This is a genomic window from Bacillus cereus group sp. MYBK15-3, from assembly GCF_051916765.1.
GTDB classification, from domain to species: Bacteria; Bacillota; Bacilli; order Bacillales; family Bacillaceae_G; genus Bacillus_A; species Bacillus_A cereus.
The window spans coordinates 521,102-536,303 of sequence record NZ_JBQAHG010000001.1 but is presented as its reverse complement, the minus strand read 5'-3'; the positions used below and the strand labels follow the sequence as shown (position 1 = coordinate 536,303).

The following is a 15,202-nucleotide window of genomic DNA, read 5'->3' as shown; positions in this document are numbered from 1 at the left end:
AGAAAGTCATTAATACTTATCATTTAATAATGTTAAATATTAATTTGCATAATATAATAAAAGTAATGAAGAAATTACAAAAAATATCGCTTAAATAAGGAGGGATATGAATTATTCAGTGGTAATTTCATGGGAAAAGGAGATTATGTATGAAATCATTTCGTAAGTTATTACAGTATTTAAAACCATACATGTTCTTCGCTATTATTGGACCGCTATTTATGGTACTTGAGGTTGCGATGGACTTAATTCAACCGACTATTATGCAACATATCATTGATGTTGGGATTGCAAATCGGGATTTAAATTATGTAATAAAAATGGGGCTTCTTATGATAGGAGCAGCAGCACTCGGTTTAGTTGGAGGGCTTGGGTGTATGATGTATTCTACAAAAGCAGCTGTTAATTTCGCTACTGACATACGAAAAGATGTGTTTGCGAAAATAGAAACATTTTCTAGTAATAATCGTGATTCATTTGGAACAGGTAAATTATTAACGATCGTGACGAATGATATCACTTCCATTCAATCAGCAATGACAATGACATTACGTGTTCTCGTTCGTGGTCCGCTGTTATTTATGGGAAGTATAATTATTGTTTTTGTAACAGCAAGAGAGTTATTTCCAATATTACTTGTAGTTGTTCCGATTTTATTACTTGCGATTATTTTAATTGCAAGTAAAGCAAGTGGTACATTTAAAAAGGTGCAAGAGGCATTGGACAAAGTGAATACAAAGTTACAAGAAAATTTATCTGGTGTACGTGTTATAAAAGCGTATGTAAGACAAAAATACGAAATCGCCCAATTTGGAAATGTAAATACAAATTTAACGAAGATAAATATTCGAGCTGTGCAACTTATTTCTTTAATGATGCCAATCATTATGCTAGTTGTAAGTGGCGGGATTGTCGCAACATTATGGATTGGTGGGGAAAAAGTATTCAATGGAACGCTTCAAGTAGGAGCGATTTTGGCATTTATTAATTACTTGAATATCATTTTAATGTCACTTATGTCGATTAGCATGGTATTTATTCAAATTGCGCGAGCTTTTCCATCTGCGGATCGTGTACAGCAAGTGTTAAATACCGAGGTTGATATTATAAGCGCAGCTAATGCAATCGAACCTGAGAAAATCGAGGGGAATATCGAATTTAAAAATGTTAGTTATAGCTATACGAAAAATAATGAATACGTTTTAAAGGATATTTCGTTTAGCATACAAAAAGGTGAAAAAGTAGGGGTTATTGGATCAACTGGAAGTGGTAAATCTACCTTAGCGAAACTGTTACCACGTCTATATGATGTGGATCAAGGTGAAATATGTATAGATGGAATAGATGTTAAAACATATGATTTGCAAAAACTCCGTGCTTCAATAGGGTTTGTACCTCAGAAGGCTTTGTTGTTCTCAGGTAGTATAGAAGAGAATTTACGTTATGGTAAAGAAAATGCAACACATGATGAGCTGGAAGTAGCAGCTGCATCAGCTTGTGCGACTGAGTTTATCAATAAGCTGGAAGAATCTTATCGATATAATTTAACACAAGGTGCGACAAATCTATCAGGTGGACAAAAACAACGTGTATCAATTGCAAGGGCACTTGTGAGAAAACCACCGATTCTCATATTAGATGATTCTACATCAGCAGTTGATGCAAAATCAGAGGCTACTATTCAAACAGCTTTAAAAACAAAATATAAAGGCACAACGACATTATTAATCGCGTCCAAAATTTCTTCCATAATGGATGCGGATAAAATACTTGTATTAGATAATGGTGAATTAGTTGGCAATGGTACACATGAACAATTGTTAGAACGAAGTGAGATTTATCAGGAAATTTATCTTTCCCAAGGTGGTAATTTGCATAAAGAAGGTGGGGAAGAACATGCGTAATTTTCAAGGGCAATTTGCTAATAAAGGTGGACGAAACACACCGAAGATGGGAAAAGCTAAAAATGCCCAAGGAACTGTAATGCGGATATGGAACTATATGGGCTATCAAAAAGCTGCTCTAATGTTTGTTATATTTCTAGTCGTTGTTACTACTTTACTTGGATTATTAGGTCCCTATTTTATGGGAGTCATTATAGATCAATATATTGTACCGAAAGATTTAAGTGGTACAGCAAGAATGTGTATGTTACTTATCGCGATTTACGGTGTAACTGTACTTTTAACATGGTTACAAACATTTGTCATGATTAACGTTGCATTAAAAACAATTCAAAAAATACGACAAGATATTTTTGAGAAAATCCAAACGCTTTCTTTACGGTTCTTTGATGTGCGTTCTCAAGGTGATTTAATGAGCCGTGTGACAAATGATATAGATAATTTGAACCAAGCTTTGACACAAAGTGTTGTACAAATTATTTCATCAGCGCTAACTTTTATAGGTGTAACGATTGCGATGTTCGCCTTAAATTGGATTTTAGCAATTGTAACTTTAATTACAGTACCTATTATGTTTTACGTTACAAAAAAACTAGTTGCATATAGTGGTAAAAACTTTGCGAAGCGTCAAAAAGATTTAGGTGAATTAAATGGATTTATTGAGGAAGCAATTACAGGTGCGGATGTTACGACGTTGTATGGAAAAGAAAAAGAAACTGTACAAAATTTCAATAAAATTAATGAACAGCTAAGAGTTTCAGCTACGAAGGCTGATACATTTTCAGCTTTTATTTTTCCAAGTATGAACTTTATTAATAACTTAGGTATGGGGCTTGTCATTGGGACTGGATCAGTTATGGTCTTAAACGGAATGACAACAGTAGGTGTTATTGCGGCTTTTATTAATTATTCTCGTCAATTCTCAAGACCGTTAAGTCAATTTGCGACTTTAATGAATACAATTCAAGCGGCAGTTGCTGGTGGAGAACGTGTTTTTGAGATTATGGATGAGGTACCAGAAATTCAAAATAAAAAAGACGCATTTGTTGTACAAAATTTACAAGGGCATGTTGCACTTGAGAATGTTTCATTTGGCTATGCAGAGAATAAAACGATTTTAAAAGAAGTGAGTCTTAAAGCGCAGCCAGGAGAGACAATTGCTTTAGTTGGTCCGACTGGATCAGGGAAAACAACAATCATTAATTTGTTAACTCGCTTTTACGATATACAGCAAGGACAAATTCATATTGATGGAAAAGATATAAAAGATTATGATATTAATTCTTTACGAAGTAAAATAGGAGTAGTTTTACAGGATACGTATTTATTTGCGGGTTCGATTATGGATAATATCCGTTATGGACGCTTAGATGCTACTGATGAAGAAGTTATCACTGCAGCTAAGGCAGCATCTGCACATTCTTTTATTAAGCATTTGCCAAATCAATATGAAACAGAAATTGCTTCAGAAGGATCGAATTTAAGTCAAGGACAAAAACAACTTCTTGCGATTGCACGAGCAATTTTAGCAGATGCAGATATATTAATTCTCGATGAAGCGACATCTAATATTGACACAAGAACAGAATTACAAATACAAGCAGGGCTAAATAATTTAATGAGAGGTCGCACAAGTTTTGTGATCGCTCACCGACTTAAAACAATTGAAAAAGCAGATCAAATCCTTGTTATAAAGGATGGAAGAATTTTAGAAAGAGGGAATCATGAGTCTCTTATGGAAGATAGAGGGTTTTATTTTGATCTGTATACGAGTCAGTTTAAAATATAGTAAAAACATTGATATGTTGCGGTTTCTCTTGAGAGGAGAAACCGCATTTTTTATATTTGTAAATATTACTATTCAAATGGTTTTTCACTACATATTTTAACAGCATCCTCCTGCATTCCAGGCAAAACATGTGAATAGCGATTTAATGTTATGAACATATCTTTATAACTGAATTGTTCACTTACAGTCTTTAGATGTATACCTTGTTTCAAAAGTAGCGTAGCATGTGTATAACGTAAATCATAAAATCGAACCTTAAAAATCGGAATTTAAATAAAAAGAGCGCTGTTAAAAGCGCTCTGAGACAAACTATATATTTAGAGAGGAATCAAGATAATATATGGATATTGTTTGAGAATGTTGTAGGTTTTAATTAAAAATAAAGCACACATATAAGTGTGCTTTTATGAACGCTTTAGATTTGTATGACTATATAGTCAACATACAATAAAATATGCTTGTTTGATATAAATGTGTGTCAAATCTATAAAAATATATTTTAGTGTGTATAAGGAACATTAAATGTTAGTTAGCCAAGTCTTTTGTTTTTATCCCGCATTAACGGGCAACCCAATTGGTGAGGGCTAATAATCATGGGGGGATGAACTAAACCCCAATGATTAAAGTTTCACCTTATTAACGAATTTGTGCAACTGTTAACGCTGCAGAACGAATATCTACTGTACCTATTACTTCAACGGGGACAATTTGAATTAGATCACCTGGGTTTAAGTTAATTAGAATGACGCCACTTGATACATCGACTTCACCAGTTCCAATAATATTAGAATGGACTGCGGTTCCGGATCCTGCAATAACATTAGTCGATGAATTTAATGTCAAGAAAAAGCGTGCTGCTTCTGGGGCTACTGGAACGTTATCAAGACTAATCGTTAATGTATAGCTAATTTGATAAATACCAGCTACTTGAATTTTAATACCAGTTCCAGTACTAATTGTATCATTGATTACAGGGACAGTAATGTTAGGATTTGGGCCTGTACTAGGTAATAGTAGTGGTGTAAATAATGTTGCAAATTGAGGTGAAGTAGCATTGAAGGCAAAACCTAGGGCAGGTAGTGTACTAGGTGCTTGTGCTTCACAATTAAAATTAGCGAATTTACGAATGGATGAGCGCATATTTTCACTCCTTTCTTGTATTTAGATTTCGTGAGTATTAACTTCACATTTTGGACAAGCATAATACAATATATGAAAATTTATAGTAGATAGTGCACAAGCGTTACTATTACGGATAAAGCTATGAATAATAATAAATACAATATGGAAAAAGCAGTTAGCTAATTTAGCTAACTGCTTAGTCGATTCTCCAAGAGCAAATAGACGAAAAATTATTGCGCTATATAAAAGATCACTATAGATAAGTGCTCTTTTTGAGAGTGAGTATAAATTTCTATCATTCTATCTAGTATTTGCACTGTATTATGTAGTTGCTACTAAAATTGATGTGAATTTTTAAAATTAGAGGTTTCTTTTAATGAAACCTCTAAAAAGACAACTAAAGTTACGTTATAGTAAATTCAATTGCGATAGGAGTGCCTCCATCTAGGACTGCTCCTCCTACAATAGTAGCAGCTGTAGTAGTCACACCAGTAATAGTATCACCTGTTTGAATAACACCATTAATATAAAGTGTTAAAAAGGCATAAGAAGCAGGGAATGTTGTTACAGCACCAGTGTCATCAGTGAAGTCTGTGTTAGCAAAAGTTAAATCTGCTCCAGCAGCAGTTCCTGTTGCTGCTGTACTTACAAATCGTCTTCCAGCTATAAAAGGTTTAACGATAGGCATTTATGTTCACCCCTTTTTGAAAATTAACTCGGACAAGTGTTTTGAAAGTTTTGTCCTGTATCGTATAATATGCTGTGCTTCTACTAAGAGATACGGCTTGTATACTAGTAAATAAGTATAATTATTATGCGTTTTATAAGTTAGGTTCTTATAAGTAATTAGTAATTAAGTGGTTAAGGTTGGATTTTGTATATGGTATGTTTATGTAAAAAAAAGAGAGCTCTTTTAGAAAGAGCTCTTAATCAAATTATTATCTTAGTGTTGGAGGGAGACTGGCGGCCTCAGTGACAGATGGTAAAAATAATTTCCGTGGTATTGTAATAAATTCAAGCGCAATTTGCTTTGGATAAAAAAGTATTTGAGTTAAATCTAGAGCATGTATTAATAGTATCATGAAGCTTGTAAGAATGATAAAACTACCCCAAAAGAAACTTTTTGAAGTGTTGCGAAAATCTTTTATTAAAGAAAAGAATGAAAAAAATGTGGTAACAATGAGAATGAAAAATTTATACTTATCAGCCATTGTAATCCTCCTAAAGAACAGTAATTTATATTATACCGTATTTTTCAATATTATTATAAAAAGATTTTAAAGTGAATAATAAAAAAAAATAAAGCCATAACTTAAAACATTAGTTTAGGTTCTATTGTTTGAATTCTTTGTTTTAGAAGGTATATAATCTGAATTTGAAAATTTTCCAAATGAATTACCATTTTTTATTTCTGATCCAACATCAAGTGCTTAATGAAATGGTATGAAAGATTATAGGCTAGTGATACGAGATTAAATAAGAGGAATTTGCGTACAGCAAGAGTTCTAGCTCAGATTTCTACTAGAGAAAAGTATTTAGTTGGAGTTGGTATGTTAATAAAAAACGGATAGATGTCGAAACTAAATATTCATGACATTAAGGACAAAGATCAGGAAATATAATTTGGTATTCTGGGAATAACCGGAGATCCGTAGTTAAGGTTGCATAGTATTTGTATTTTTTTTCTAATTTTTCAATTGTTGTTAAGTGATGAGAACCTAATCCACGTCGTACACTATGTTGAGAAAGAGTCGGCCCAATTTGTAATTTTCGTTTTTTCATTGGATCGTTCCATGGACTGTAAAAAAATTTAAAAATAAAAGCAGGTTCCATGTAAATGCTATAAGGATAATGCGAGCCATGTCTCCCGACTCTATAGTTGCCGTGCGAATTATTGTGAATTAATCTACCGTTAAGATATAGTTGATTTGGATTAGGTTGAATTATTATGCCGTGATAACGTTGTTTAACAAGCGGAGAGCTATATCTTGGATTAGTGTAGCCATAAGTCGGTTCATCAATCATCATAATCATTCTTATTGAAAACATATTGCCGCCCATAGTGCTAAGTGATTTAAAAAATTGTTCTTTATTATAACAGCACAGGAATTCTGTCGTATTCAATACCATTTTCCATCCTGTAATTTCTCTTTCAATTTCCATAACTTCTTGATCAACTAAATAAGCATCAAATTCGAGTGATTTTGAGTTTCGTATTTCCCAATTAGGAGCGAATGTTTTACAGATTTCAACTGAACGATCAGTGGATCCACGATTAATAAGAATGCCATGATCAAATAGCTTTGTATGGTGCATTAACCACCATGGAAGTAAATATTCTTCATTGTAAAAATGAGAAATTAAAGTAGTCTTAATCAAAATCACCTCCGTATTTAACCTGCTTCTTATTTAATATGATATGGAAGGAAACCTATTGTTAGAAGGTTTCCTCTTAAAAGTTTTAAACCACACAGGGTATGTGGATGGATTAGTATATAAAGTAGTCTGATTTTTATTTTTTGAATATAAAAAAAGACACTCAATTGAGTGTCAATATAGTATTGCTCTCGCGTATAGGATTGGAGATGTTCCTCAAATACATATTGAGATGGTCTGTAAAGAAGAAACAATCTTCATCTTTAATGTAACATCGACATGGGTGAAGTGTAAATTGATAATATATATACGGAAAATTTAGTATAGATGTTTTCTACTATGGATATAGTAAAATTTATTTTTATTACTTAATCACTATCGTAATATTTATCAATTGAGTATTTAGATTGTTTATTATAAAAAGAATGAATCATTTTTTAATCAATTCGTATAATTGTAAGAGAGGCACCTGTTGATCCGCCTCCAACTAAATTCACGACGGATAATATACCAAATAATTGTAGTGAGATTGTATTACCAGCATTTAAATTAGTAATTAAGTTATTACTATAATTTGAAGTAGATAAAGTGGGAGAAAAAATAGAGCCAGGAATTGGCGTAGAAGCGTTTAATAGTAGTCTAGTTCCAGCAAGTAGAGCGGTTGTTGTATTAACTTGATAGGTTAAATGATATCTTCCAGTTACAGGAATTGTAAATACGTCATTTGAAGCGTTAACTGTAAAATTACCGAGACTTTGGTTATTTGCAAGTGGAATGTTTGTTCCTCCTAATACGACTGAAACAGAACCACCTGATGTATTATTAGCGAACATAGAGTTTGTTGTAACGATTGAACCAGTACTCCCGGTAGGTCCAGTACTCCCGGTAGGTCCAGTACTTCCGGTAGGTCCAGTACTTCCGGTAGGCCCAGTACTCCCGGTAGATCCAGTACTTCCGGTAGGCCCCGTAAGCCTGTAAGGGAAAATAATGTCAAGAGCCATTGACATTAGTTCCTTTTTTCTAATTTCATTATTATCTTGAATATAAATCACCTCATCTTTTTAAATAAGAATGTTATAGATTTACTACTTTTTAAATAGAATGATCAATTTATTATATTAATAATAGTGGCTATAGCAACGGTAAAATGTTTAATACATGTAATAATTATTATGAGAAGAAAAGAGAATAGTTATAAAGTTATTCTTTAATGATAAGGTCTAAATGATATGTATGAGTTAAAAAACATGTGGAATGAGGTATTAACTTGAAACGCAATGACAAATTATCATTGAATAAGGGGATGATAGGACCAGAAAATATTGGACCTACATTTCCGATTCTTCCACCAATTTATATTCCAACCGGAGCAACAGGACCAACTGGAATAACGGGACCGACCGGAGCGACGGGGATAACAGGAGCAACCGGAATAACGGGAGCAACTGGAGTAACCGGGCTAACCGGAATAACGGGAGCAACCGGAGTAACAGGACCGACTGGAATAACAGGCCCGACTGGAATAACAGGCCCGACTGGAATAACAGGCCCGACTGGAATAACAGGCCCGACTGGAATAACAGGCCCGACTGGAATAACAGGCCCAACCGGAGAAACGGGCCCGACCGGAGAAACAGGCCCGACTGGAATAACGGGGCCGACCGGAGAAACGGGGCCAACCGGAGAAACAGGCCCGACTGGAATAACGGGGCCGGCCGGAGAAACGGGGCCGACCGGAATAACAGGCCCAACCGGAGAAACAGGCCCGACAGGAGAAACGGGCCCAATTGGAATAACGGGCCCAACAGGAGAAACGGGCCCGACTGGAATAACGGGACCAACAGGAGTAACCGGGCTAACCGGAGAAACGGGACCGACCGGAGCAACAGGCCCTACTGGGGGTATTGGTCCTATCACAACAACCAATTTGTTATATTATACTTTTGCAGATGGAGAGAAACTTATATATACAAATGCCGATGGGATACCTCAATATGGTACAACGAATATATTATCGCCTAGTGAAGTTTCATATATTAATTTATTTATTAATGGAATAATGCAACCACAGCCATTATATGAGGTGAGTACTGGTAAATTAACTTTATTGGATACTCAACCTCCATCGCAAGGATCTTCAATTATATTACAATTTATCATTATTAATTAAAAGGACAGATCCTTAATGAAAAGGAATCTGTCTTTTTTTGTTTTATATTTAAATAGTTAAAATTAAGTGAAGGTACATTCAATTTCTAGCTGTCATAAATGGTTGAATGATAGGAATTTTAACTTCAATCCTTTTCACAGTGTATTGGAATAAAATATAAAATGAATTTTTCAATATATTATATGAGAGTTCTCTATAATACAAACGGCTTCATGTTTAAAAAGAGAACACAATCTTAGTAAAGAAATAATGTATATTTATATAAAAAAATAGCACTGTTAATTGTTGAGTATATTCAAATTAATATGTGTATTTAAACCTAAGAGATAAACGTGGAAAAATAAAATAAACCCGTAAGTTTAGGTATTTAATCTAAGCAGTCAATTATTAAAAACATATAATTAATATGTGAGTCATGAACATAATTAAATAGCGTTTGTAAGTTTAATTATATTTCATGTTTCCTATTTTAAGTCAATATATAACATATTTTTTTACAACTTTATGATCCTTATAATAGGAAAAACTCAAATATAAAACAAGTAAGGAGGACATAAATGACAAACAATAATTGTTTTGGTCATAACCACTGCAATAATCCGATTGTTTTCACTCCAGATTGCTGTAACAATCCACAAACAGTTCCGATTACTAGTGAGCAATTAGGTAGATTAATTACTTTACTAAACTCTTTAATAGCGGCTATTGCAGCGTTTTTTGCAAATCCAAGTGATGCAAACAGATTAGCTTTACTCAATTTGTTTACTCAACTATTGAACTTACTAAATGAATTAGCACCTTCCCCAGAAGGGAATTTCTTAAAACAATTAATTCAAAGTATTATTAATTTACTACAATCTCCTAACCCAAATCTAAGTCAATTACTTTCTTTATTACAACAATTCTACAGTGCTCTTGCACCATTCTTCTTCTCTTTAATTATTGACCCTGCAAGTTTACAACTTTTATTAAACTTATTAACTCAATTAATTGGTGCTACTCCAGGAGGCGGAGCAACAGGTCCAACAGGTCCAACAGGTCCAGGAGGCGGAGCAACAGGTCCAACAGGTCCAACAGGTCCAGGAGGCGGAGCGACAGGTCCAACAGGCCCAACAGGAGCGACAGGTCCAGCAGGTACTGGTGGAGCAACAGGTTTAACAGGAGCAACAGGTTTAACAGGAGCAACAGGTTTAACAGGAGCGACAGGCCCAACGGGAGCAACAGGTTTAACAGGAGCAACAGGTTTAACAGGAGCAACAGGCTTAACAGGAGCGACAGGTCCAACAGGAGCAACAGGTCCAACAGGAGCAACAGGTTTAACAGGAGCAACAGGTTTAACAGGAGCAACTGGTGCAACTGGTGGCGGAGCTATTATTCCATTTGCTTCAGGTACAACACCATCTGCGTTAGTTAACGCGTTAGTAGCTAATACAGGAACTCTTCTTGGATTTGGATTTAGTCAGCCTGGTGTAGCTTTAACTGGTGGAACTAGTATCACATTAGCATTAGGTGTAGGTGATTATGCATTTGTAGCACCACGTGCAGGAACTATCACGTCATTAGCAGGTTTCTTTAGTGCAACAGCTGCATTAGCTCCAATATCACCTGTTCAAGTGCAAATACAAATATTAACTGCACCTGCAGCAAGCAATACGTTTACAGTACAAGGCGCACCTCTTTTATTAACACCAGCATTTGCCGCAATAGCGATTGGTTCTACAGCATCAGGTATCATAGCTGAAGCTATTCCAGTAGCTGCTGGAGATAAAATACTACTGTATGTTTCATTAACAGCAGCAAGTCCAATAGCTGCAGTTGCTGGATTTGTAAGTGCAGGTATTAATATCGTTTAATTTGTTACAATGTTTAGTAGGAAATTAAACAGGGGTTTGTATATAGTCCTTCCTAATAAATTTAGGAAGGACTATATTTTTTGAGGAAATAAGTAATAAATCAATTGAATAATTACTCTTTATTAAGTTCGTATAAAAAAGTATAATTTACCCTTTCTCATTTAAGGCATAAGTTATGTAACTTTAAAAATTTCCGATCAGCAAAAAAAGATGAATTCTTTTAAAAAAGAATTCATCCATAAAATAAACTATTTATTTTTATTGCAGTTACATCCTTTTTTCTTTACATAGCCTTGCTCGGCTAAGTCTCTTTGCGATTGGGAATTGGAAGATTGAGAATTGGAAGATTGAGAGGATGCTGAAGAGCTACTATTTTTATTATAAGAGTAGTTTTTTCGATAGTTATAATTACTCATAGTACTATCACCTCCAATTTAATATATAAATATTATATGTATGTACACTATCAATTGTTACTATTTTTAATAGGAAGAGAAGATACAATAAAAAAATCTCCTCGGTATTTTCCTAGGAGATAAACTATGTTTTTTTGAAAATTTACAAATTAATAGCCCCAGTAAAGAGGAAAGTAATAAGAATCTTGGTGATGCGGATTATGTTGTTGAGCGAGGGGCTGGGTTGGATAATTTTTCGTTTCACGGTTTTGATTGCAGTTTGAAGGAGGACCAATTACAGTAGTTGATTGAATAGGGGAAACCGCTTGTTTCCATTGTTGTTCATTGAGGCAGTAAGTATGGGCCATCATATGAGCCGGAGTTAATCTTAAAATATCAGAACCGAAAATAACTTCTGGCGCTGGGGCATTGAAAATAGCTAATAAATGAGTATTATCTGCTGTAGCAATTTCATAATGCCACCACGCTTGTGGAATGTTGGCAACTTGCCCCGGTTTTATCGGTAAGTTTAAAATTTGATTCGTAAATGGATTAAGTAAAGAAACAACAGCAGACCCTGAAATACAATAAACAAGTTCAGTTGCATTTTGATGAATATGTGGTTCTACAACATTTCCTGTACTTAAATAAATATCTAATAAAGAAGTATTTTCTAAAGTATTTAATTGTTTAATACCGAGTACATTTATATAATTTTGGGCATCTTTCCGAAAAAAATTACTTTTATTTACATCATAAGTAAAATTGGTTGAGGGAGAGGTATAGTCGATGTTGGCAGTCAATTGTATTACCCGCCTTTCTATAGGGAAGTTAGGTTACAAAATTAGGATATGAGTCTAGTCTTTGTTTTGTGCTGTTGTCGGCAGCTTAATAAATTCACTTATTTCATAAAGAATAAGGTGTTAATACTAAACTATATTCGTATTCCCATTCATACTTTGGATTGATGGAAAAAAGTAATGAAAATGTTAATTTAAAAGTACATCAATCATTTATAAGGAGTGAATGTTCATGTCATTTAGTGAAATGATTAGAAATGAAGTACTCAGCTGGGCGGGTGTTTCTGAAAAACCGCATCGATTTGGTGGTATTGAAATAAATTATGGTAAGAAAGAACTTGGCCATCTTCATGGTGATAAATTAGCTGATTTACCATTTCCGAAGTTAAAGCGAGATGAATTAGTGAAGCAAGGATTGGTAAAACCAAATCACGTATTACCTGAATCAGGATGGATCAGTTATTATATAAAGAGTGAAGAGGATATTCCATTTGCAATTGAGTTATTTCGTATGCAATATGAACGAATTAAAAAGTAATGAAATAAAGTAGGGTAATAAAAATTTATTTTCATGTCACATCCCTCCTTAATCGTTCGTCTTGTATGTAGAACGATAAGGAGGGATTTTATTATGAATACATTTGATGTAGCAATTATTGGCGGTGGGCTTGCTGGATTAACAGCATCTATATATTTAGCGAAAGCTGGAAAGAAAGTGATTGTATTAGAAAAATCCAGTCAATTCGGTGGCCGAGGGATGACTATAAATAAAAATGGAATCTGCATGAATCTTGGTGCACATGCTTTATATAGAGGCGGAGCAGCGTTTATAACTTTTAATGAGCTCGGTTTGAATCTTCCAGGTGGAATACCATCTACAAAAGCACATGGAATATGGAAAGGGGATATATTCACCATCCCAACAGATTTTCGCTCAATTTTATCAACACCACTACTTTCGTGGTCTGCAAAAGTACAATTCTCACGTCTTATGATTCGTTTAGGAAATTTAGATGTAGGAGAAGTTCCGAAAATGAGTCTAACTACATGGGCAGAAAATGAAATAAAAGATCCAATGGTTCGCAATATATTTTATGCGCTATGCCGGACAACAACATATACGTTTGCTCCTACAATACAATTAGCATCATCTGTACTAAAGCAAATACAGCTTTCTATAAAAGCAGGAGTGCTTTATGTAGATGGTGGTTGGGAGACGATAATAACAAAATTAAGAGATTTAGCGAATGATGTCGGGGTAAAATTTTTGGCTAAAAAGCATGTTTTGGAAATAGAGCATTATGAAGATAAACAAAGAATACATTGTGTTGATGATGAGGTTTTTGAAGTAGGTACAGTCATCGTGACGACTCCGCCAAAAGAGGCTTGTAAAATAATAAAAGGTGCAGAAGGAACAAGTTTGCATAGATGGAGTGAACAATCGGTACCGGTTACTGTTGCTGCATTAGATATTGGCTTGAGACAATTACCCAATTCTACACATCAATTTGTATTAGGATTAGATCAACCTATATTTTTCACAAATCAATCGAGAGCAGCTAAATTAAGTGAAGATGGATCAATTGCAGTGAGTCTAATTAAGTACCATAATCCTATGCTAGAGATGAATCATATTCATGAAGATAAAGAACAGTTGGAAAGTACGATGGAGTTGTTACATCCAAATTGGAAAAGAGAAGTTGTTGCACAGCAATATTTACCGAAAATAACAGTAGTACATGATTTTCCTCATATTGACCGTGTTGAAAAGCCGGGTCCTAATATACCTGAAATGCCAGGTGTTTATGTTGCAGGAGATTGGGCAGGGCATGATGAAATATTAGCTGATGCTGCGGTAGCAAGCGGGAAACGTGCAGCGTTACACATTTTAAAGCAATATGAAAGTGAGGCAGTTCATCATGGAAACGGAGCAGTTATATGAAGCGTATCAACCATTATTATTTTCGTTAGCATACAGAATCCTTGGGAGTGTTATGGATGCTGAGGATATCGTTCAGGATGTATTTATCTCGCTAAATAATATAGAAGATCCTCAATCTATAGAAAATATGAAAGCATATTTATGTAAGATGGCGACAAATCGTTCAATTGATAAATTACGATCGGCAGCGCATAAACGTAACGTGTATGTAGGGATGTGGTTGCCAGAGCCAATTGTAGAAGAGAGTGATGAGCCATCAAAGTCATTTATAATGAAAGAATCCCTTTCCACCGCATATTTATTACTTTTACAACAATTATCTGAGGTAGAAAGGATTGTTTTCATATTAAGAGAGGTTTTCAGTTATGAATACGAAGAAATAGCTTCAATTGTTGATAAGAGTAGTGTGAACTGCAGGAAAATCTTTCAACGTGCTCGAAAAAGCATGTTGGAGAAACCGAAGCAATCAAAATTAAGCACGGAGAAAATGGCTTCTTATGTTGAAAAGTTTGTATCATCATTACAGTGTGGGGATGCGGAAGGTATGTTAGAAGTATTAAAAACAGATGCTATACTCAAAGCTGATGGTGGTGGTAAAGTTACGACTGCTATTAACCCGATTTATTCTGCGGATCGAATTATACGTTTGTTCTTTGGGATTGCACAACGATTGACAGAAGAGTACACTGTTGATTTCAAAATGGTCAATGGTATACCAGGAGTTATAGTTACAATAAATAATAAAGTAACTTATGTTCTTTCGTTTGCATTTGAGGATGAGAAAATTTCAAATATTTATATGATGGTTAACCCTGAAAAACTTATGCATTTAAATGTAAAAATATAAAAAA

13 protein-coding genes are annotated in these 15,202 nt (G+C 34.4%); 7 read left to right on the top strand and 6 right to left on the bottom strand.

Going from position 1 to position 15,202, the window contains the following annotated elements:
• Positions 1-149 precede the first annotated feature (149 nt).
• Both ACTFR8_RS02690 and ACTFR8_RS02685 read left to right on the top strand, forming a co-directional pair.
• Complete coding sequence (locus ACTFR8_RS02690) at positions 150-1,904, top strand: ABC transporter ATP-binding protein (protein ID WP_070183840.1); 1,755 nt, start codon at positions 150-152, stop codon at positions 1,902-1,904.
• Entirely contained in the window at positions 1,897-3,693 is a 1,797-nt protein-coding gene (locus ACTFR8_RS02685; RefSeq protein WP_001243556.1) for an ABC transporter ATP-binding protein, read from the top strand. The genes ACTFR8_RS02690 and ACTFR8_RS02685 overlap by 8 nt, the downstream gene beginning before the upstream one ends.
• A 636-nt stretch (positions 3,694-4,329) precedes the next feature.
• On the opposite strand, the gene exsF is transcribed toward ACTFR8_RS02685, so the two are convergent.
• From exsF to ACTFR8_RS02660, 5 genes are all read right to left on the bottom strand, one after another.
• Positions 4,330-4,833 carry an exosporium protein ExsF gene (exsF, locus tag ACTFR8_RS02680; RefSeq protein ID WP_252209964.1) on the bottom strand — a complete coding sequence of 168 codons (504 nt, stop codon included), beginning with the start codon at positions 4,831-4,833 and terminating at the stop codon, positions 4,330-4,332.
• Positions 4,834-5,218: 385 nt separating this feature from the next.
• On the bottom strand, positions 5,219-5,503 hold the full coding sequence (locus ACTFR8_RS02675; protein WP_001123247.1) for a DUF4183 domain-containing protein: 285 nt from the start codon (positions 5,501-5,503) through the stop codon (positions 5,219-5,221).
• A gap of 250 nt (positions 5,504-5,753) precedes the next feature.
• Positions 5,754-6,026, bottom strand: a complete 273-nt coding sequence (locus tag ACTFR8_RS02670) for a hypothetical protein (protein WP_000774119.1) — start codon at positions 6,024-6,026, stop codon at positions 5,754-5,756.
• A 385-nt stretch (positions 6,027-6,411) separates the two neighbouring features.
• Positions 6,412-7,194: a glycosyltransferase family 2 protein gene (locus ACTFR8_RS02665; protein ID WP_000598287.1), complete on the bottom strand. Its 783-nt coding sequence runs from the start codon at positions 7,192-7,194 to the stop codon at positions 6,412-6,414.
• A 434-nt stretch (positions 7,195-7,628) separates the two neighbouring features.
• A complete protein-coding gene (locus tag ACTFR8_RS02660; RefSeq protein ID WP_025966752.1) occupies positions 7,629-8,243 on the bottom strand; it encodes a BclA C-terminal domain-containing protein in 615 nt (204 codons plus the stop codon).
• A 215-nt stretch (positions 8,244-8,458) separates the two neighbouring features.
• On the opposite strand from ACTFR8_RS02660, the gene ACTFR8_RS02655 reads away from it, so the two are divergent.
• On the top strand, positions 8,459-9,361 hold the full coding sequence (locus tag ACTFR8_RS02655) for a DUF4183 domain-containing protein (protein WP_252209967.1): 903 nt from the start codon (positions 8,459-8,461) through the stop codon (positions 9,359-9,361).
• Between the two features lie 557 nt (positions 9,362-9,918).
• Positions 9,919-11,214: an exosporium glycoprotein BclB-related protein gene (locus ACTFR8_RS02650; RefSeq protein ID WP_098481260.1), complete on the top strand. Its 1,296-nt coding sequence runs from the start codon at positions 9,919-9,921 to the stop codon at positions 11,212-11,214.
• 565 nt (positions 11,215-11,779) lie between these two features.
• On the opposite strand, the gene ACTFR8_RS02645 is transcribed toward ACTFR8_RS02650, so the two are convergent.
• Complete coding sequence (locus tag ACTFR8_RS02645) at positions 11,780-12,412, bottom strand: cupin domain-containing protein (RefSeq protein ID WP_000126331.1); 633 nt, start codon at positions 12,410-12,412, stop codon at positions 11,780-11,782.
• A 229-nt stretch (positions 12,413-12,641) separates the two neighbouring features.
• Here ACTFR8_RS02645 and ACTFR8_RS02640 point away from each other — a divergent pair, with 229 nt between their 5' ends.
• From ACTFR8_RS02640 to ACTFR8_RS02630, 3 genes are all read left to right on the top strand, one after another.
• A complete protein-coding gene (locus ACTFR8_RS02640) occupies positions 12,642-12,947 on the top strand; it encodes a luciferase domain-containing protein (RefSeq protein WP_252209968.1) in 306 nt (101 codons plus the stop codon).
• Between the two features lie 93 nt (positions 12,948-13,040).
• The gene (locus tag ACTFR8_RS02635; protein WP_252209970.1) at positions 13,041-14,351 is read left to right on the top strand and encodes a phytoene desaturase family protein; all 1,311 of its coding nucleotides are present in this window, start codon (positions 13,041-13,043) and stop codon (positions 14,349-14,351) included.
• Entirely contained in the window at positions 14,329-15,198 is an 870-nt protein-coding gene (locus ACTFR8_RS02630) for a sigma-70 family RNA polymerase sigma factor (protein ID WP_000447142.1), read from the top strand. The genes ACTFR8_RS02635 and ACTFR8_RS02630 overlap by 23 nt, the downstream gene beginning before the upstream one ends.
• Positions 15,199-15,202 lie beyond the last annotated feature (4 nt).

Bases quoted from the DNA above. Each gene is read 5' to 3' on its own strand.
- ACTFR8_RS02685 (WP_001243556.1), top strand. From the start codon at position 1,897: ATGCGTAATTTTCAAGGGCAATTTGCTAATAAAGGTGGACGAAACACA.
- ACTFR8_RS02670 (WP_000774119.1), bottom strand. From the start codon at position 6,026: ATGGCTGATAAGTATAAATTTTTCATTCTCATTGTTACCACATTTTTT.
- ACTFR8_RS02675 (WP_001123247.1), bottom strand. From the start codon at position 5,503: ATGCCTATCGTTAAACCTTTTATAGCTGGAAGACGATTTGTAAGTACA.
- exsF (WP_252209964.1), bottom strand. From the start codon at position 4,833: ATGCGCTCATCCATTCGTAAATTCGCTAATTTTAATTGTGAAGCACAA.
- ACTFR8_RS02650 (WP_098481260.1), top strand. From the start codon at position 9,919: ATGACAAACAATAATTGTTTTGGTCATAACCACTGCAATAATCCGATT.
- ACTFR8_RS02640 (WP_252209968.1), top strand. From the start codon at position 12,642: ATGTCATTTAGTGAAATGATTAGAAATGAAGTACTCAGCTGGGCGGGT.
- ACTFR8_RS02690 (WP_070183840.1), top strand. From the start codon at position 150: ATGAAATCATTTCGTAAGTTATTACAGTATTTAAAACCATACATGTTC.
- ACTFR8_RS02630 (WP_000447142.1), top strand. From the start codon at position 14,329: ATGGAAACGGAGCAGTTATATGAAGCGTATCAACCATTATTATTTTCG.
- ACTFR8_RS02635 (WP_252209970.1), top strand. From the start codon at position 13,041: ATGAATACATTTGATGTAGCAATTATTGGCGGTGGGCTTGCTGGATTA.